The following is a 15,308-nucleotide window of genomic DNA, read 5'->3' as shown; positions in this document are numbered from 1 at the left end:
TTTTGAACAGTATATTTTAAAATGTTAATTCGGAATCAATCCGACTTGTTTTCTAAGCGTAACAGGAGGAAACGGATTTCCAATATATCCATTCGAACCTTCCAAGGAAATGACTTTGGCAGGCATGCCAACGACTACGCCATGGTCAGGAACATCTTTTGTTACCACAGAATTAGCTCCGATCGCGGCATGGTTTCCGATTTTCACATTACCGATAATCATGGCTCCCGCGCCGATATAAACAAAGTCGCCAATAGTAGGCACGCCTATGTTTTTGCCTCTGCTGCTCGCACCGATCGTTACTCCTTGCATGATATTGCAATTTTCTCCAATCGTGGCTAGGCTGCTAACGACAATGCCTCCATAATGCCCGATATAAAATCCTTTGCCTATTTTGGTGCTTGGAGATATTGAAATTCCATATTTGTATTTATATCTTTGAAGCATAACCATCGAAATGGCGTACGCTCATGGATTCTTCGTATCTGAAGAGATCGGATAACCAGTGCAGTTTCAGCTCTTTAAAATTCAATGTTAACACTCTCCATATAAATTGGTCGGTAGTTCTTTATAAAGAACTATAAAACAATTTACTGACCTTTTCAATAGTGGAGTGATAGTTATCTTCTTATAAAATCTTATTATGTTCTTAATTAAGAATGTGTTACAATGATAAAACCGCATTTATCTATTAAATAAAGAGGATGGATACGATGAAAAGCATAATGAATCTTTTTAGCATTTTGATTGGTGCTTTGATTACCTTGTTTATTTTCGTTTTTTTTATCATTACTCCTCCGAATAACGATGCGCTGCATATGTTTAAGGGCCATTGGGTTTCAGGGAAAGTTTATTATCTGCACATAAGCAACTTAGAAAATACGCAATGGATCGAATACCAATCGAACTAAAAGAAAGCTCCATTGCATTTAATGCCGCCGACAGGGGATGTCAGCGGCTTTTTTTACGCATGGTTACTAAACCCAAGGACTTAATCTGGAGCAGCAGCCGAATGATCCCTTTTCCAGATGATCCAAGCAAGGATACCCATCGATACGATTCCGCCAAGTAAACCTAATGCCATATCTTTTTGCGTATCGAAGATATCTCCTTGCATTCCTACGAATTTGGCTTCGCCGCTAGGACCGGCTACTAAGGCGGCTAACATTTCTAAGATCTCGAAAAACGCGCTGAAACCAAGAACAACGATTACTGGGAGAACATAGGACCAGATCCCGTACAGCTTTACTTTGGATTTTAAAATCTCCAGGAAGGGAAAAGCAAAGAAGAATCCAAAGGCGAAATGAACAACTTGGTCGTAATGGCTTCTTTTTGTATGAAAAGTGGTTTTTAACCAGTCATCCAGCGGTGTGCCTTCATAGGTAAAGTGTGCCGCATAAGTATGAAGACAAAAGAAAACGAGTATCAAAAGATAGGACAGATTCGAAAAACGAAACCGCTTGTAAGTGAAGGCAAGGATAAGAATAATAATGGTAGGCGTTATATTATAAGCGTACCATAATAATCGATCAGTGGGCGAAATAGCCATTAGACCAAAAAATAGGATAAATATGATGATCATTAGGTGTAAAGGTTTATTTCGAGCAAAAGGAATGGCATTACTCGTCCATTCTCGTTGGGTTGAAGTCATGGGCATTATTCTCCTTCCGTTGATGCCCATAGGGTTCCCGATGTAAGGAAAGTAAATACAGAATACGATCATTAATGCATCGAGCATCGAAGGTATCATAAAATGAAAAAAACCTCCTGACGGAGGGATCAAGAGAGGATATACGATATATAAAATAAGAGAAAACCCGCAAATCCCAAAAGGGTTTGCGGGTTTTATTTGAATGATCTGAACAGGGTTCGAACCTGTGACCCCTACCCTGTCAAGATAGTGCTCTCCCAGCTGAGCTACCAGATCATGTTAGCGACAATTAATAATATAGCAGGACGAAGAACTCAAGTCAACACTTTTTTAACAATTGGTAAAACTGCGGTTGAGAAGAGGACTCTACATTTGTGAAGCCGCTCATTAACCCCGGCTATTTGCCATACTGCCAGAGTATTCATTTAGGAGATGGTCGAGCTCTTGGCTGATTTTGACAACGGCTTGATCAGTAAAGTTATTGCAAGCTTCGAACAATCGAACCATTTCCGCTCTTACTTCTTCAATTTTTTGCTGATAAAAATTATTATCCATCACAATCCCTCCAACGGTTCATTTGTTATATTTAGAATAAACGAAGGTTGTTAGAATTTTTTCCAAAAAGTAATTAGTTTTTTGTTAGATTCTTGAACAATGATACAAAATGTAGCCTTCGTATGCAACTATCTACACCGAATATAGTATTATGAAACATTTTTATGCTCGAAGCGGCTGCGAAGAAATCCGAAGTAGAAAAGAACCCCTTAAGGAATTTCAAGCCTGAGAGGTTCATTTTACACGCGAATATCCAGATTATTGCCTAAATCGGGCTGTGCATTTTTTAACATTTGAACGAGATCATTTGCTTGCTGCTCAGCGGTGTCTTTGCTCAATGACATGACACGGATGCTGGCTGCAAGCGTTAACCGGTTCTGGCTCATCGCCAAGGATGCTGCTGCAATATCCATCATACACCTCCTACTTATGTTATCGGCAGTTAGGAGGTGTATTTTAATACTTAAGAATTTTTATGTTAACAAATTGTAAATGTGCTCATAGATCTTTGCTTTGCGGCAGGGGACGATGGAAGCCGTTTACGCTTGCTTGTTTTTATGACTCATGCGGGATATCGCATTTGTTGCGAATGAAATGGATTTGGTTGCGGATCCGGTTTAATTGCTGCACCTGTTCCTCCGATTGACCGCTGTGCGCCGCTTGCTCGAGTTGCTCAAGTTCCTGGAGCAAGTTAGGTAAATCGGTCGAAGCATTCGAACAATTGTAATTGCTCTCTACATTTTCAAGCATGGTTTTGCCTCCCTTTGCGTATGGTTTCATCTTTGCATGTTTATCCAGTGTCCGTCGATTAGTATGAGCATTTTACAAATGAGTATGCATGTTGGAAACGTATACTAAAGGAAATCGTTCCAGCATACCTTTATAGAAAGCGCGCAGGAGGCGGTTCGTGTTGGCTGCACAGTATGCCTACTTGGCCATATGGCTAATAGGGATGTTTGGGATTATTGGTATCGTTATCGGTTCTGTCGCCAAATTCGCTATTCAGGATTCCTTATCGCATGACGAGCAATTTGTATGGAGACGGAAATTACCGGCAGAAGCGTTCAAAAGAAAATAATATTAAATCCGGTGGGTGCGTGTAATACGGCTCGCCGGTTTTTTTTGATTATTTTTGCATAGGAAGGGCGAAGGGAAGGGGATGATAAAGCTTGGCGCACAAATTATACCGAAAGGGGCTAAAAATCATGAGCGAAATAAACAGCGGTCAAGATACGAGAGAGCAGATCGTTGCAGTACAAAGAGACGGAGACGGTGATCTAACCGCTTTTAAAACGAATAGCGGCCGGGTCCTTGATTATGCTACGGCACTTCAAGAAGTACAAGCAGGGCATATTGCGGGAGTTAATTCTTTTAAAGGCAGAGATGGCGAGTTTTACATTCGCGGCGACGCTGACGGGGATCCGACAAACAATTTGGATCAGCTGCCAATCTTTTAGGTTCGAATAATTAACGGGGTAAACTTACTATTTGAAGAAAGGCGCCTGCATGCCAATCATGCGGCGCCTTTTGTTGCGATTATTGAATAGGATAAGACTTATGCTGCTCGACGATTCGCATAGATCCTGTCCGGCCTCTGTACTGCTCTATAGCGTCGCCGTAATGCATGAGCCATATTTTCTCTTGAATATCTTCTGGAAGGCTTAGAAGCTCTTCTAGGGAAGCGTGCACGACGCCTGGAGCTTCAAGCTGGCAATCATGGTAAATCGTCGTTACGCCTTCATCGACCAGCTGCCTTAGAAGCGCCGGATCGAAGCGCATATCGGCCGAGTAGAAAAATGTTTTGTTAAATATAAAGGAATAGCTAGGCTTATTCGCAATATGCTTGGTTTGCAGCAACTTAACACTCAGCCCTTCGTGTATTTCGATTTCTATATTCGGCTCGAGTGCGCGGACATCAAAAAAATCATCCAGCTTTTCCAACAGTTCTTGCGTCAGGCCGCCTCGAAGCGTCTGTTCCCAAAGCGGTTCAACAAGCGTCTCCGCGAGATAGAGGACAGGCTTACGGTTATATTTAAACATCATCTGGAAAGCATACTCTTCCAATCCGCCAACATGGTCCCCATGAATATGACTGATTAACACCCCGTCCAGCTCTTGAAAGGAGATCCCTTGTTGATGCAGTGCTTTAGGAAGGGTAATCCCGCAATCTACAAGCAGTCGAAAACCATTCTTTTCAATGAGCGCATTGTTATTGTCGTATTTTTTGGCAAAAGCGCTGCCCGTCCCAATCATTGTTATGTTCAAAACAATACCCCCTCGATTTTCCATCTATTTAATGTACCAAATTTTAAGGATTCCTGACAATTACGGATGCACATTCGCCTTTCCCTACATACAATGCTAAAGCGATACGTACAGTGGAGGCGAACTAGGGATGAGCAAAGGAAAAGGTAAAACAGCAAAGAAAAAACAGCCGGCAAGTGACCGCAAGCATTACAATTATAAGCTTGTACTCTCAGATACCTGTGCGGTGTGCAAAACACCTTGCGCGAGAGGGATGAGCTATTTGGCAAGAATGAGAACGCCTGGAACCGTAGGGAAGGGTGTCCCTTGCGTATTAACGAGAACGTATGGATAATAATATGATTTCGCTCGTCTATTTCCCAGGCAAGCGCAGGTTTCAACATCGTTTGACAGTGCTGGTCCGATAGCACTAAGAGCAAAATAGTTTCACAAAAACGCAACTTTGCATGAATATCCGAGTATAACCATACATCCAGGCTATCGGATGGAGGGCACAACTATGAAATTCAGAAAAGTTGCAATTCTGCTGCTGTTGCTGTCTCTATGGGGCGGAACGATGCTGTTTGCAGATTCTGCAACGCAGAGGGTACGCGTTTTCATTAATGGGGCGGAGCAGGATGACGGGGGATTAGTGACCGAAGGCAGAACCTATTTGCCGCTTCGTCAATTGGCTACATCTATGCAAGCTATCGTTGAGTGGGACAATCAAACCAAACGAGCGATTGTGTATAAGCCGAATGTGCACATGTTCCTATTCCAAAATAACGCGGTTTTCGGAAATGTGGCAAAAGGCTATCAAGCCAAGTTTAAAGTGTTTGCTCAGATCGACAATTTAAAAACAGATATCGTAGCTGTAAAGGTATCGATCTTCGACCCGAACGGGAGAGAAAAAGTCATTCAAACAGAAAGCGTGAATACGTCCAAGGACAATTTCTGGTATGCAACGGATGATATCGATTATAAATTCGAATTCAGCGGGAAATATCCGATTCGGTTCTTTCTGAAGCTGAAGGGCTCCGACGAGTGGACCGCCGTATCGGAAAAATTAATTTCTTCGCTTTGATTGCTTGGTTTAGAGAAGGCGCTCCTTATATCTTAGGGGGCGTCTTCGTTTGACCGCTGATAGAATGTCATGTTACTATACGATAGTCTGTAAACATATTTGAAATGGGGTAATAACATGAGCGAGCATCAGCATGGCGATGATTGCGGCTGTGGCGAAGACCACGAGCATGAAGAGCATGTCTTTATCGTGACTGACGACGAGGGCCAGGAACGTGAGATGGTCATGGTTTATACGTTTGAATCCGAAAACAATGTGTATGCTGTATTGCTGGACCGCAACGATCCGGAAGCGGACGGCGTCATTTTCCGTATTGAAGAAGAAAACGATGAGTCCTTCCTAGTCGGTATCGAAGACGATGCGGAATGGGATCGCGTTACTGCGATTTACGAAGAAATTGCCCGTACGGAGAGCGAAGAGAAGTAATTCTAATTCGCCTGCCTGCGAACAGCCAAATGAAAACGATCTGCGGGTTTCGCTTGCGGATCGTTTTTTTGTTGCCCATATTTACAAAGCATGAACTTATTTTCGCGGATTAAAATAGAGTGTTCGGCCATTGAACATGGTCAGCTCCGCTTTCAACCGGCCGGCAATAAATTTACACAGCTCGTTCGCCTTCGCTTTGTCGCCGTGGGTAGCTTCGACAGGGAGGACGACCTGTATGCAGGATACAACAGCTCCGGATGCGCTCTCCGCTTCGCTTGGGCCAAAAATGATATGCTTATACAGCGGATTGATCCCTTTTAAATAAAACCAGCGCTCATCCTGTTTGGATTCGATGGTATAGGGGAAAGCGGCTTCGGCATAATTCCATTCCAGCTGCGAGCCGGTTAGGGCGGTTTGTTCCCGGTAATGCAAAAGCTGGTCCTTGATACCTTCTAATGTAAGCATCTCCACGGATGATCCTTGCACGAACTTTATGTAAGCGCTTTGACTCATCGCATCTCACCTCTGCCAACATCATAGCATGCCCGAAATGGCTTTACAATAAGTGGCATTCCACAAAAAAGGGCAAGAAAAAACCGACCTTAGAGGCAAGCTGCTGCTCTAAAGCCGGTTCTTTTTCTTCTTTATGAAATCGCTGTTTCTTCGACGATTACTTTTACGAATTCAATGCTGCGATCCTCCGGTCCTTTAACCGGCAGGCCTACTTGGACATGATCGACGATATAGTCGATGTTCTTCTGCGTAATGACCTCGCCCGGCAAAAGTATAGGGATTCCCGGCGGGTAGACATAAATAAATTCGGCAATGATGCGTCCGGCAGATTCTTTGAACGGAAGCACTTCCGTCTCACCGTAGAATGCATCGCGCGGCGTCAGGGAAAGCTGGGGAATATCCGGTATTTTGACGACTAATTCACGTGCCTCGGCGCCTTCATGGAATCTCTCGGAGAGTCCGCGCAGCGCAATTAACAATTTTGATACGGAATCGGAGGTATCTCCTGGCGTAACTAGGCAAAGAATGTTATACATATCGCTCATTTCAATCTCAACATTATAGTTGTCTCGAAGCCAGTTTTCCGTTTCATAGCCGGTAATGCCGAGATGACGGACATGGATGGACACTTTTGTCGGATCGTAATCATAGGTAGCCTCATCACCGAGAATTTCTTCACCAAAGCAATAAAGACCCGGAATCTCATTGATTTGCTTGCGAGCGAACTGGGCAAGCTCAATTGCGCGCTCGGCGATAGCATGTCCGTTCAAAGCAAGATTGCGCCTCGACGTATCAAGCGACCCTAACAAAATATAAGAAGTAGAAGTTGTGGTCAGCATACTGATAACCGTTTGTATGCGGTGCGGGTTAACTCTGCCTTTGCGCACGTTCAGCACCGAGCTTTGCGTCATGGAGCCTCCGAGCTTATGGACGCTGGTTGCCGCCATATCCGCGCCTGCTTGCATGGCAGACATAGGCAGCTTCTCATGGAAATGAATGAGCACGCCATGCGCTTCGTCTACAAGCACGGGGATGTCAAAGCTATGTACGAGATCGACGATCTCCTTCAAATTCGCACATATCCCGAAATAGGTCGGGTTGATGACGAGAACAGCTTTTGCATCGGGATGCCGCTCAAGCGCCTTGCGTACGGAACGTGTCGTAATGCCGTGATCGATCCCAAGATTGTTGTCCCTTGCAGGGGAAATGAAAACGGGCCTTGCGCCGGCAAAAATAATGGCAGCCATAATCGACTTGTGAACATTGCGGGGTACGATAATTTTGTCGCCAGGCGCGCACACGGTCAAAATCATGGTCATGATCGCTCCGCTCGTGCCTTGTACGGAGAAATAGGTGTAATCCGAACCGAATGCGTCAGCTGCCAGCTTCTGCGCTTCTTCAATAACGCCTGTCGGCTGATGCAGGTCATCAAGCGGTGCTATATTGATTAAATCGATCGACAACGCGTTATCTCCGATAAATTCGCGAAATTCGGAATCGCTGCCCAATCCTTTTTTGTGTCCGGGAATATGGAACTGTACGGGATCCTGCTCCGCATGACGGCGAAGCGCGGTGAATAGCGGGGTTTTGGTATGGTCCATCGCTCTCATCCCTGCCTTTCATTAGAGGTTACAAACAAAGTTGAGTATAGCAAATACAGGGGGGAATGCAAGCTTCATTTCAAGAAAAGGGCAAGGTTTGTCGATTTGTTCTTCAATTGTTCATACATGATTGATAATTGGATATGGTAACATAGGTTGGTGGAGGGGTTGCAGCATGAAAGATAAACGTATGCTTATTGTAATGGCAATATTAATGACAACTTTTATTGGGTTCGGCATTATCATTCCGGTTATGCCGGAAATTATTCAAGCCGCGGATCCGAATAAAGCGGAAATACATACAGGCCGGATGCTGGCTATTTATTCCGCAGTCTCATTTTTTCTATCTCCGTTTTGGGGCAGCTTATCCGACCGGATAGGCAGACGGCCGATTATCTTAATCGGCGTTCTTGGTTTTGCGGTAAGTTTCCTGCTGTTTGGTCTTTCTTCGGACAACTTGACGCTTATGTACCTGTCACGGGTTCTTGGCGGTTTGTTTTCTGGGGCGGTTGCTTCCGTTATTGTGGCATACGTAGCGGATATTACGCCGCCGGAGTCGCGAACAAAGGGGATGGGACTTGTCGGGATGTCGATCGGACTCGGCTTTACGATCGGTCCCGGCGTAGGCGGACTACTGAGCGTGATCTCGCTGGAAACGCCTTTTTACATGGCCTCGGCGCTTGCGCTGATCACCTTTGCGCTGGCAGCATGGAAGCTGAAGGAATCGCTCGCTCCCGAGCACCGGCGTTCTTCATCGGAGAAAAAGGTATCAAGATGGGCTGCTTTTACCGGCCCGCTTAAGTATTTGTACGTGCTGGCTTTTTTCGTCACCTTCACGCTTGCCGGGATGGAAGCGACTTTGCAATTTTTCGGCATGCGAAGGTTCGACGTGACTCCGCTGCAGGTCGGCATCTTATTTTTTGTATGCGGCTTTGTGGGTGCACTCGTTCAAGGAGGCGTCGTACGCCGCCGCATCAAGAAAGGCGAGGAGCCGAAATACATCGCAATCGGACTCGTCATCTCAGCCCTCGGCTTTTTCTTGCTGTTAGGCGCCCATTCGCTTTGGTGGGCTACGCTATCCCTTGCGGTTTTTGGAGTCGGCAACTCTTTAATCAGGCCTTGCGTGACTTCGCTCATTACGCAGAAGACAACGGTTGGGCAGGGCGTAGCTTCCGGACTCAGCTCGTCGATGGACAGCCTGGGCCGTATCGCTGGACCGCTGCTCGGTTCTTTCTTCTTCACCATTGAGATGGGATTGCCATATTTACTAGGCGGGATATTGTGCTTAGCCGCGCTGCTCCTGCTGCTTCGGTTCCGTCAGCTCGACAGGACAAGCATCGATGAAGTGAGCTTGCAATCTGCCAAATAAACAGTAAAAAAGCCGGTTACTCATCTTAAGATGGATAACCGGCTTTTTTTACTGCCGTTCTGGCGCAAGACCTTTTGTTATAAATGCGATGGTGGCTTCCCTTTCGGTATCGTCATGCCAAGCATTACCGGAAACATTGCCGGAAAATGATCTGCTGAGCACATAACCGATCAGGGCAGAAGCGGTTAAACGGATAACCGTGGTTGGCGCCCAATCGATGACGGCGCCTTGCTTCTGGAATTTTTGAATATTAATGCTGAACTTCTCAATCACCTTAGAGAGAATCTGTTTCTGAAATTGCTCTTGCAGGTCGGGATGAAACGGTATCTCCTGAATGAATATTTTGAAAACCTGCATGTTTTTTTCGAGAAATGCAATTCGGTTCTCAATGATTGCCCGCAGCATCTGGTCTAAGCTGTCAAAGCTGCTGTCAAGCACCTTATAAAAGTCACGCAGGACAAACGGGGCGACAAGCTTAGCCATCACGGGTGCTACGATTGAGAAAAGCAAATCTTTCTTCGTTTTGTAATGGCGAAAAATCGTTCCTTCGGCAACGCCCGCCCGCTGAGCAATTTCACTCGTCGACGAAGCGGCGAATCCTTTTTGCGCGAATATCTCAGAGGCAGCCTGCACGATTTTTAGCTGCTTCTCGGTCATTTTTGCTTCATCGTCATCTAGCTTCAACAGCTCCTGCAGCCATTGCTCCACTGGTTCTTGCATGTCAGACACTCCTTCGCATAACCCATTCCATTCATTATATCAAATGCTTATCGCAGCTACATACGACGATGCTTTTTCAGTGCCAGCACGTTTAAAAGAGCAAATAGGAGAGAGAAGCCTGCAAGCACGTATACATCCGCTTGAAAATCTCTCCAGCCCTCGCCGCGGATCATAATGCCTTGCATCGCGTCTGCACCATAGTAAAGCGGCATAAGCATGCTTAGCTTTTGCAGCCATGGATTCATGGCATCGAGATTAAACAAGCCGGAGAAAAACGCCTGCGGCACGATGACAATCGGAATGAATTGAATGATTTGAAATTCACTGCTTGCAAACGAGGAAAGCAGCGTTCCAAGCGTTAATGCCGTTAATGAAAGCAATAAATTAATCATCAGCATATAGCCAATGTTTCCAGCCATGTATAGCCCCAATACGTCGACGGAATACCAGGCGATTAAGGAAGCCTGCAGTAAGGTGAAAATGCCGAATCCGGCTAAATAACCAATCACGATCTCGCTTCGGCGGATCGGCGTGGCGAGCAAGCGCTCCAAGGTTCCGCTGGTTCTTTCCCTCAGAAAGGAAACGCCGGCAAGCAGGAAGACGAAGAAGAACGAGAAAAAACCAATGAGTATGGGTCCAAAGGAATCGAAAGCTGCCATATCCGGTCCGCCGTGCAAATAAGCAATAGCAGGAGCCATGCCTTCTCCGTTTGTTTGCAAGGCATTTTGCACCAGCAGCAATATCGCCCGGTTGATCGATGGATCGCTGCCCTCAAGCATCAATTGCGGACCGTCTCCGCCAAATTGAAGGACGCCATCCAGATCGCCTGCTTGAATAGCGGCTTGAGCAGCGGCATCCGTGTCAAAGCTGATCACTTCGGCTCCTAATTGCCCGAATTTTACTGTCAAGGCAGCAGGGAGATGAACCGTGCCGATTACGGGAGAAACGGCTTGCCCGTCAAAGACCAGCTTCATCAAGCTTAGAATGAGGAGGGGGGCAAGAAACAATAAGGCAAGCGTCCGTTTGTCGCGCAAAAATTGATTGATGATCCGGATAGCGAGTGCTCGTATTCTCATCGCGGTTCACCTGCGCTTTGGCCTAGAGCAATGAATGCTTCCTCTAATGTACTGCTGTCGGCTTGTTCCATGATCGCTTGCGGCGTATCGACTGCTATCAGCCTTCCCTCTCGGATGAGTCCGAGACGATGACATTTCTCCGCTTCATCCATTACATGCGTTGTCAAAATAATGGTCACGCCCTGGTTGGTCAGCTCGGTGAGCTCCTTCCATATGGACTTGCGCAAAACCGGATCAATGCCTACCGTTGGCTCGTCAAGCACCAGCAGCTTGGGCTCATGCAGAAGGGCAATGGCAAGCGAGAGCCTCCGCTTCATTCCACCGGAATATGCAGAGGTTTGTTTGTTTAAATGGCTGGTCAATGCCACAAGCTCGGAAACGGCCTGTATCCGCTCTTGAAGCGCTTCATCCTTTAGTCCGAACATAGCGCCGAAAAAAGCTAAATTTTGTTTCCCCGTCAATTCGCCGTAGAGCGCATCGGATTGTGCCATGTAACCGAAGGCCTGCAGCATCTTCAGCTGCGGCATCGGCTCGTCGAGCATTCGAACGGAACCGCCATCCGCCCGGTCAATTCCTGTCATGAGCTTGATTAGCGTCGTTTTGCCTGAGCCGGAGGGGCCTAGCAGGCCAAACAACTCGCCCTGCGGAATGGATAGCGTAATTCCCTCTAGCACGGTACGTCCGCCAAAGGAGCGGGTAATGCCTTGCAGTTCTATTGCGCTGCATGATTGTGCAGAGTCAGCGGAAGCGGGGCTGATTAGCGTCATTTTGCACTCTCCTGTTCTATAAAATGAGTAAGTACTCACTTCATTATAGTGGATAAGGCGATCATTTAGAAGTGAGTACTTACTCATTTTTTGTGTGGACTCGGTCTCCGGTCGTAGTCGATTTCCGACTAAGGGCGAGAATCAATTCCAGTCTCTGGACGTTTTTTCTCATCTCCGCTTCCTTCTATGATTAGAAAAGACAAAACACTAGAAAACCGTAGAGGGAAAAGGAGTCGGAAACAAATGAGTAAATTGACAGAATGGTCGTTCCGGAATAAGGCGGCCATCATCCTGATCGTCATTATGGCTTTAGCGATGGGGGTAATCAGCTATTTTAGATTGCCGATGGAGTTTTTGCCGGCGGCGGATAATCCGCAGGTGATGATTACGGCTATCGGGCCAGGCAATGACGCCAAGTCAATGGAGCAGTCGGTTACAAACCCTCTGGAAGAGGCCGTAACCTTCGTCAAAGGGAAAACGGATATGTTCTCGACTTCTGGTGACGGTTATGCGCAAATCAATTTGAATTTTGATTCAAAAACGAATATGAAGGAAGCGAAGGCGGAAATTGAACGGATCGTTGATCAGGTCCAGCTTCCTGAGAATGTAATGAAACCGTTCGTTGTCCAATTCAACACGTCAATGATTCCGATTTCATGGGTGACATTGACCTTCGAGGATGGAATGAGCGAGCAGGAAAAGGAAACGAAGCTTAAAGAGGTAACGACGGAGCTTCAAAAGTCAGAGGGGGCCGGCCAGGTCAGCATAAGCGGGAAATCAACGCCGGCGGTCCATGTGATACCGAATACGGATAAGCTTGCGGCAGCAGGCATACCGATGCAAGCGCTAATGGGCGTGCTTCAAGGCAGAGGAGCATCCGTTTCAATCGGAGAACGCACGGTGGACGGAGCGGCCGGCAATATTAACGTATATGATCAGGTGACGGATCTCGAAACGCTCCGCAAGCTTCCGGTCGCTGCCGGCGTTCAGCTTGGCGATGTCGCGAGCGTCGAGCTTGCAAAGGACCAAGAGAGCATTAGCCGCATGAACGGCAAAGATGCCATTATGTACACCATTTCTAAATCCGCTGACGCAAACGCCGTTACCGTGGGTAAAGGAATCGAGAAGACGGTTGAACGGTTGAATGCCGACTTAAAAGGAATCGATGCTTCGATTATTTTGAGCACATCCGATTCGGTCGTATCATCCGTAAACAGCATGATGCGCGAGGTGCTGCTCGGCGCTTTGTTCGCAACGATTGTAATTCTATTGTTCATGCGGAATTTTAAAGCGACGATCGTAACGATTGTATCGATACCGCTTTCGCTTGGCATCACTTTGTATTTGCTGCAGCTTTCCGGCGTATCGCTAAACATCATCACGCTAGGCGGTGTTGCGGTAGCCGTTGGACGTCTCGTGGACGACAGTATCGTCGTTATTGAAAATATTTATAGAAGGCTGCAAAAAGAGACGTTCTCCATTAGGCTGATTACGGATGCGACGAAGGAAGTGGCCTCCGCGATTACATCGTCAACGCTGGTTACGGTTGCGGTATTTTTACCGATGGGTCTTTTACGCGGATCCTTGCAGGCATTCCTGCTGCCCTTCGCGCTGACAGTCGCCTATTCGCTGCTCGCTTCCTTGCTTGTTGCCTTGACGGTAGTGCCGCTCTTAAGCGCCGTGCTTTTACGCGGAACGAAAGAGAAGGAACATGCCGGTTCTCCAAAATTTGCTGCATTTATCAGATGGAACCTTGCACATAAAATCGTTCCGCTCATCATTGCGGTGCTGTTGTTCGCAGGATCGATCAGCGCGTATGTACTGATGCCTAAAGGTGCGCTCGACTCTTCCAGCGCCGAGAATGTTAACGTTACGCTGCAATATCCAAGCGAAACGCCTGCGGAGCTCGTATTGGAAGAAGGGAAGAAGTTTGAATCCTATTTGACTGCGGATAAAGACATTGAATGGGTCATGATGATGCTCGGCAACAGCGCCGATGCGGCGCAATACGGATCGGTATCCTCGCCAACCCTGATCACCTATATGATTGATTTGAAGGATAATGTTGACGCAGAGCTGTTTATGGAAAACGTGAAATCGCAAAAGGATAATTATAAAGACGCGGTCTTGACCGCAAACGCTTCTGATTTAATGATGGGCGGTGGTTCCTCGCAAATCTTTATCGACGTAACCGGCGACAATCTGGAGCAGCTTACTCAGACGGCTGATCAGTTGATCGCAGCGGTTAAACCGATTGACGGCGTACAAAAGGTAGTAAGCAACCAAGAGGAGAAAAAATCGGTTTACTCCTTCAAAGTCGATCCTGCCCTCGCTAAAGGCCAAGAGGTGGCTATGCAGCTGCAAAGCATGCTTAATCCACTGCCGATCGGTTCGATTCAAATGGGGGAAAGCGAGACGCCGGTTATTTTGCAGCCGGTCGTAAATCCGGGGTCAACCGCCGAGCTTGAACAATTGACAGTCATGACTGAGGCGGGCGCTGCGCCGATTTCTAAGGTAGCAGAACTGGTTCGCTCCGATGAGCCTTCCTTGTATTATCATAAAGAAGGAAAGACCTATATTCGCGTTACGGCTAATGCGGAGCCGAAAGAGCTGTCCGTCGTAGGCAGCGAAATCAATAAAGCAGTTGACGCGCTTAAGCTTCCTGAAGGGGTATCCTTAACCGTTGGAGGAGCGTCCGCGGATCAATCTAGCGATTTTGCGGATTTAGGTTTAACCGCGCTTATTTCTATCGGCATCGTATATCTCATCATGGTATTGACGTTTAAGACGCTGCGCGCGCCGCTGGCGATTATGATTTCCTTGCCGCTTGCTGCAATCGGAGCGGTTACGGGGTTGCTTGTATCAGGCGTTACGCCAGACTTCACGGCGATGTTCGGAGCGCTGATGCTGATCGGTATCGTGGTTACGAATGCGATCGTCTTAATTGACCGGGTGAAGCAGAATGAACTGACGATGTCCATTCGCGAAGCGCTGATCGAAGCGGCAACGACGCGGATGCGTCCCATCTTAATGACAGCGGTAGCCACCGTGTCGGCGATGCTTCCGCTCATATTCGGCTCGCACGAATCAGGAAGCATCGTATCGCAAAGTCTCGCGATCGTGGTTATTGGAGGCCTGATTGCGGCAACGCTGCTTACATTGATTATTGTACCTTGCGTGTATGAGCTGTTGTTCTTCCGCACTTCACGCAAGCAAAGACGCGCAAGCGCAGCAACCGCGCAGGCGGAAGCCGCTGCAGCGCAGCAGCTGTAAACAAAAAGGAGCTGTCCCGGAAGGCAATA

The 15,308-nt window shown here is 47.0% G+C and carries 18 protein-coding genes and 1 tRNA gene; 7 read left to right on the top strand and 12 right to left on the bottom strand.

The features are described 5' to 3' along the window. Nucleotides 1-24 precede the first annotated feature (24 nt). From MRBLPE1_RS02265 to MRBLPE1_RS02240, 6 genes are all read right to left on the bottom strand, one after another. Complete coding sequence (locus tag MRBLPE1_RS02265) at nt 25-312, bottom strand: serine O-acetyltransferase (RefSeq protein ID WP_364140980.1); 288 nt, start codon at nt 310-312, stop codon at nt 25-27. Between the two features lie 679 nt (nt 313-991). Further along, nucleotides 992-1,651 (bottom strand): DUF2238 domain-containing protein, encoded by a 660-nt coding sequence (locus tag MRBLPE1_RS02260; RefSeq protein WP_364140978.1) that lies wholly within the window; start codon nt 1,649-1,651, stop codon nt 992-994. Nucleotides 1,652-1,854: 203 nt separating this feature from the next. Further along, nucleotides 1,855-1,927: transfer RNA gene (locus tag MRBLPE1_RS02255), tRNA-Val, on the bottom strand. A gap of 111 nt (nt 1,928-2,038) precedes the next feature. Further along, a complete protein-coding gene (locus MRBLPE1_RS02250; RefSeq protein ID WP_364140975.1) occupies nt 2,039-2,206 on the bottom strand; it encodes an aspartyl-phosphate phosphatase Spo0E family protein in 168 nt (55 codons plus the stop codon). 239 nt (nt 2,207-2,445) lie between these two features. Then, complete coding sequence (locus MRBLPE1_RS02245) at nt 2,446-2,619, bottom strand: YjfB family protein (RefSeq protein WP_364140972.1); 174 nt, start codon at nt 2,617-2,619, stop codon at nt 2,446-2,448. A 142-nt stretch (nt 2,620-2,761) separates the two neighbouring features. Then, on the bottom strand, nt 2,762-2,956 hold the full coding sequence (locus MRBLPE1_RS02240) for a DUF2524 domain-containing protein (RefSeq protein WP_364140970.1): 195 nt from the start codon (nt 2,954-2,956) through the stop codon (nt 2,762-2,764). Nucleotides 2,957-3,113: 157 nt separating this feature from the next. Between MRBLPE1_RS02240 and MRBLPE1_RS02235 the strand changes: the two genes are divergently transcribed. Together MRBLPE1_RS02235 and MRBLPE1_RS02230 are read left to right on the top strand one after the other, a co-directional pair. Next, nucleotides 3,114-3,284 (top strand): hypothetical protein, encoded by a 171-nt coding sequence (locus MRBLPE1_RS02235; protein ID WP_364140968.1) that lies wholly within the window; start codon nt 3,114-3,116, stop codon nt 3,282-3,284. A 127-nt stretch (nt 3,285-3,411) separates the two neighbouring features. Further along, nucleotides 3,412-3,663: a DUF3892 domain-containing protein gene (locus MRBLPE1_RS02230; protein ID WP_364140967.1), complete on the top strand. Its 252-nt coding sequence runs from the start codon at nt 3,412-3,414 to the stop codon at nt 3,661-3,663. A 79-nt stretch (nt 3,664-3,742) separates the two neighbouring features. Here MRBLPE1_RS02230 and MRBLPE1_RS02225 read toward each other — a convergent pair whose 3' ends face one another. Beyond that, nucleotides 3,743-4,477 carry an MBL fold metallo-hydrolase gene (locus tag MRBLPE1_RS02225; RefSeq protein ID WP_364144441.1) on the bottom strand — a complete coding sequence of 245 codons (735 nt, stop codon included), beginning with the start codon at nt 4,475-4,477 and terminating at the stop codon, nt 3,743-3,745. A gap of 124 nt (nt 4,478-4,601) precedes the next feature. Between MRBLPE1_RS02225 and MRBLPE1_RS02220 the strand changes: the two genes are divergently transcribed. From MRBLPE1_RS02220 to MRBLPE1_RS02210, 3 genes are all read left to right on the top strand, one after another. Continuing rightward, entirely contained in the window at nt 4,602-4,805 is a 204-nt protein-coding gene (locus MRBLPE1_RS02220) for a hypothetical protein (protein WP_364140965.1), read from the top strand. A 165-nt stretch (nt 4,806-4,970) separates the two neighbouring features. Then, the gene (locus tag MRBLPE1_RS02215; protein ID WP_364140963.1) at nt 4,971-5,534 is read left to right on the top strand and encodes a stalk domain-containing protein; all 564 of its coding nucleotides are present in this window, start codon (nt 4,971-4,973) and stop codon (nt 5,532-5,534) included. A gap of 117 nt (nt 5,535-5,651) precedes the next feature. Next, the gene (locus MRBLPE1_RS02210; protein WP_138751746.1) at nt 5,652-5,960 is read left to right on the top strand and encodes a DUF1292 domain-containing protein; all 309 of its coding nucleotides are present in this window, start codon (nt 5,652-5,654) and stop codon (nt 5,958-5,960) included. Nucleotides 5,961-6,056: 96 nt separating this feature from the next. On the opposite strand, the gene MRBLPE1_RS02205 is transcribed toward MRBLPE1_RS02210, so the two are convergent. Together MRBLPE1_RS02205 and MRBLPE1_RS02200 are read right to left on the bottom strand one after the other, a co-directional pair. Beyond that, a complete protein-coding gene (locus MRBLPE1_RS02205) occupies nt 6,057-6,473 on the bottom strand; it encodes a DUF1885 family protein (protein ID WP_364140962.1) in 417 nt (138 codons plus the stop codon). A gap of 131 nt (nt 6,474-6,604) precedes the next feature. Continuing rightward, a complete protein-coding gene (locus MRBLPE1_RS02200) occupies nt 6,605-8,074 on the bottom strand; it encodes an aminotransferase class I/II-fold pyridoxal phosphate-dependent enzyme (protein ID WP_364140961.1) in 1,470 nt (489 codons plus the stop codon). A gap of 175 nt (nt 8,075-8,249) precedes the next feature. On the opposite strand from MRBLPE1_RS02200, the gene MRBLPE1_RS02195 reads away from it, so the two are divergent. Next, nucleotides 8,250-9,443, top strand: a complete 1,194-nt coding sequence (locus MRBLPE1_RS02195) for an MFS transporter (RefSeq protein ID WP_364140958.1) — start codon at nt 8,250-8,252, stop codon at nt 9,441-9,443. A gap of 48 nt (nt 9,444-9,491) precedes the next feature. Here the strand turns inward: MRBLPE1_RS02195 and MRBLPE1_RS02190 are convergent, their stop codons facing one another. Genes MRBLPE1_RS02190 through MRBLPE1_RS02180 form a run of 3 tightly spaced genes read right to left on the bottom strand, consistent with a single transcriptional unit; the run spans nt 9,492 to nt 12,006 of the window. Beyond that, the gene (locus tag MRBLPE1_RS02190; protein WP_364140955.1) at nt 9,492-10,163 is read right to left on the bottom strand and encodes a TetR/AcrR family transcriptional regulator; all 672 of its coding nucleotides are present in this window, start codon (nt 10,161-10,163) and stop codon (nt 9,492-9,494) included. A gap of 56 nt (nt 10,164-10,219) precedes the next feature. Next, on the bottom strand, nt 10,220-11,239 hold the full coding sequence (locus tag MRBLPE1_RS02185; RefSeq protein WP_364140953.1) for an ABC transporter permease: 1,020 nt from the start codon (nt 11,237-11,239) through the stop codon (nt 10,220-10,222). Next, entirely contained in the window at nt 11,236-12,006 is a 771-nt protein-coding gene (locus MRBLPE1_RS02180; RefSeq protein WP_364140951.1) for an ABC transporter ATP-binding protein, read from the bottom strand. The genes MRBLPE1_RS02185 and MRBLPE1_RS02180 overlap by 4 nt, the downstream gene beginning before the upstream one ends. Nucleotides 12,007-12,249: 243 nt before the next feature. Here MRBLPE1_RS02180 and MRBLPE1_RS02175 point away from each other — a divergent pair, with 243 nt between their 5' ends. Next, complete coding sequence (locus tag MRBLPE1_RS02175) at nt 12,250-15,279, top strand: efflux RND transporter permease subunit (protein WP_364140949.1); 3,030 nt, start codon at nt 12,250-12,252, stop codon at nt 15,277-15,279. The last annotated feature ends 29 nt before the right edge of the window (nt 15,280-15,308 follow it).

The organism is Paenibacillus sp. LPE1-1-1.1 (assembly GCF_040676435.1).
Lineage (GTDB): Bacteria > Bacillota > Bacilli > Paenibacillales > Paenibacillaceae > Pristimantibacillus.
This window is presented reverse-complemented; position numbering and strand designations above follow the sequence as displayed.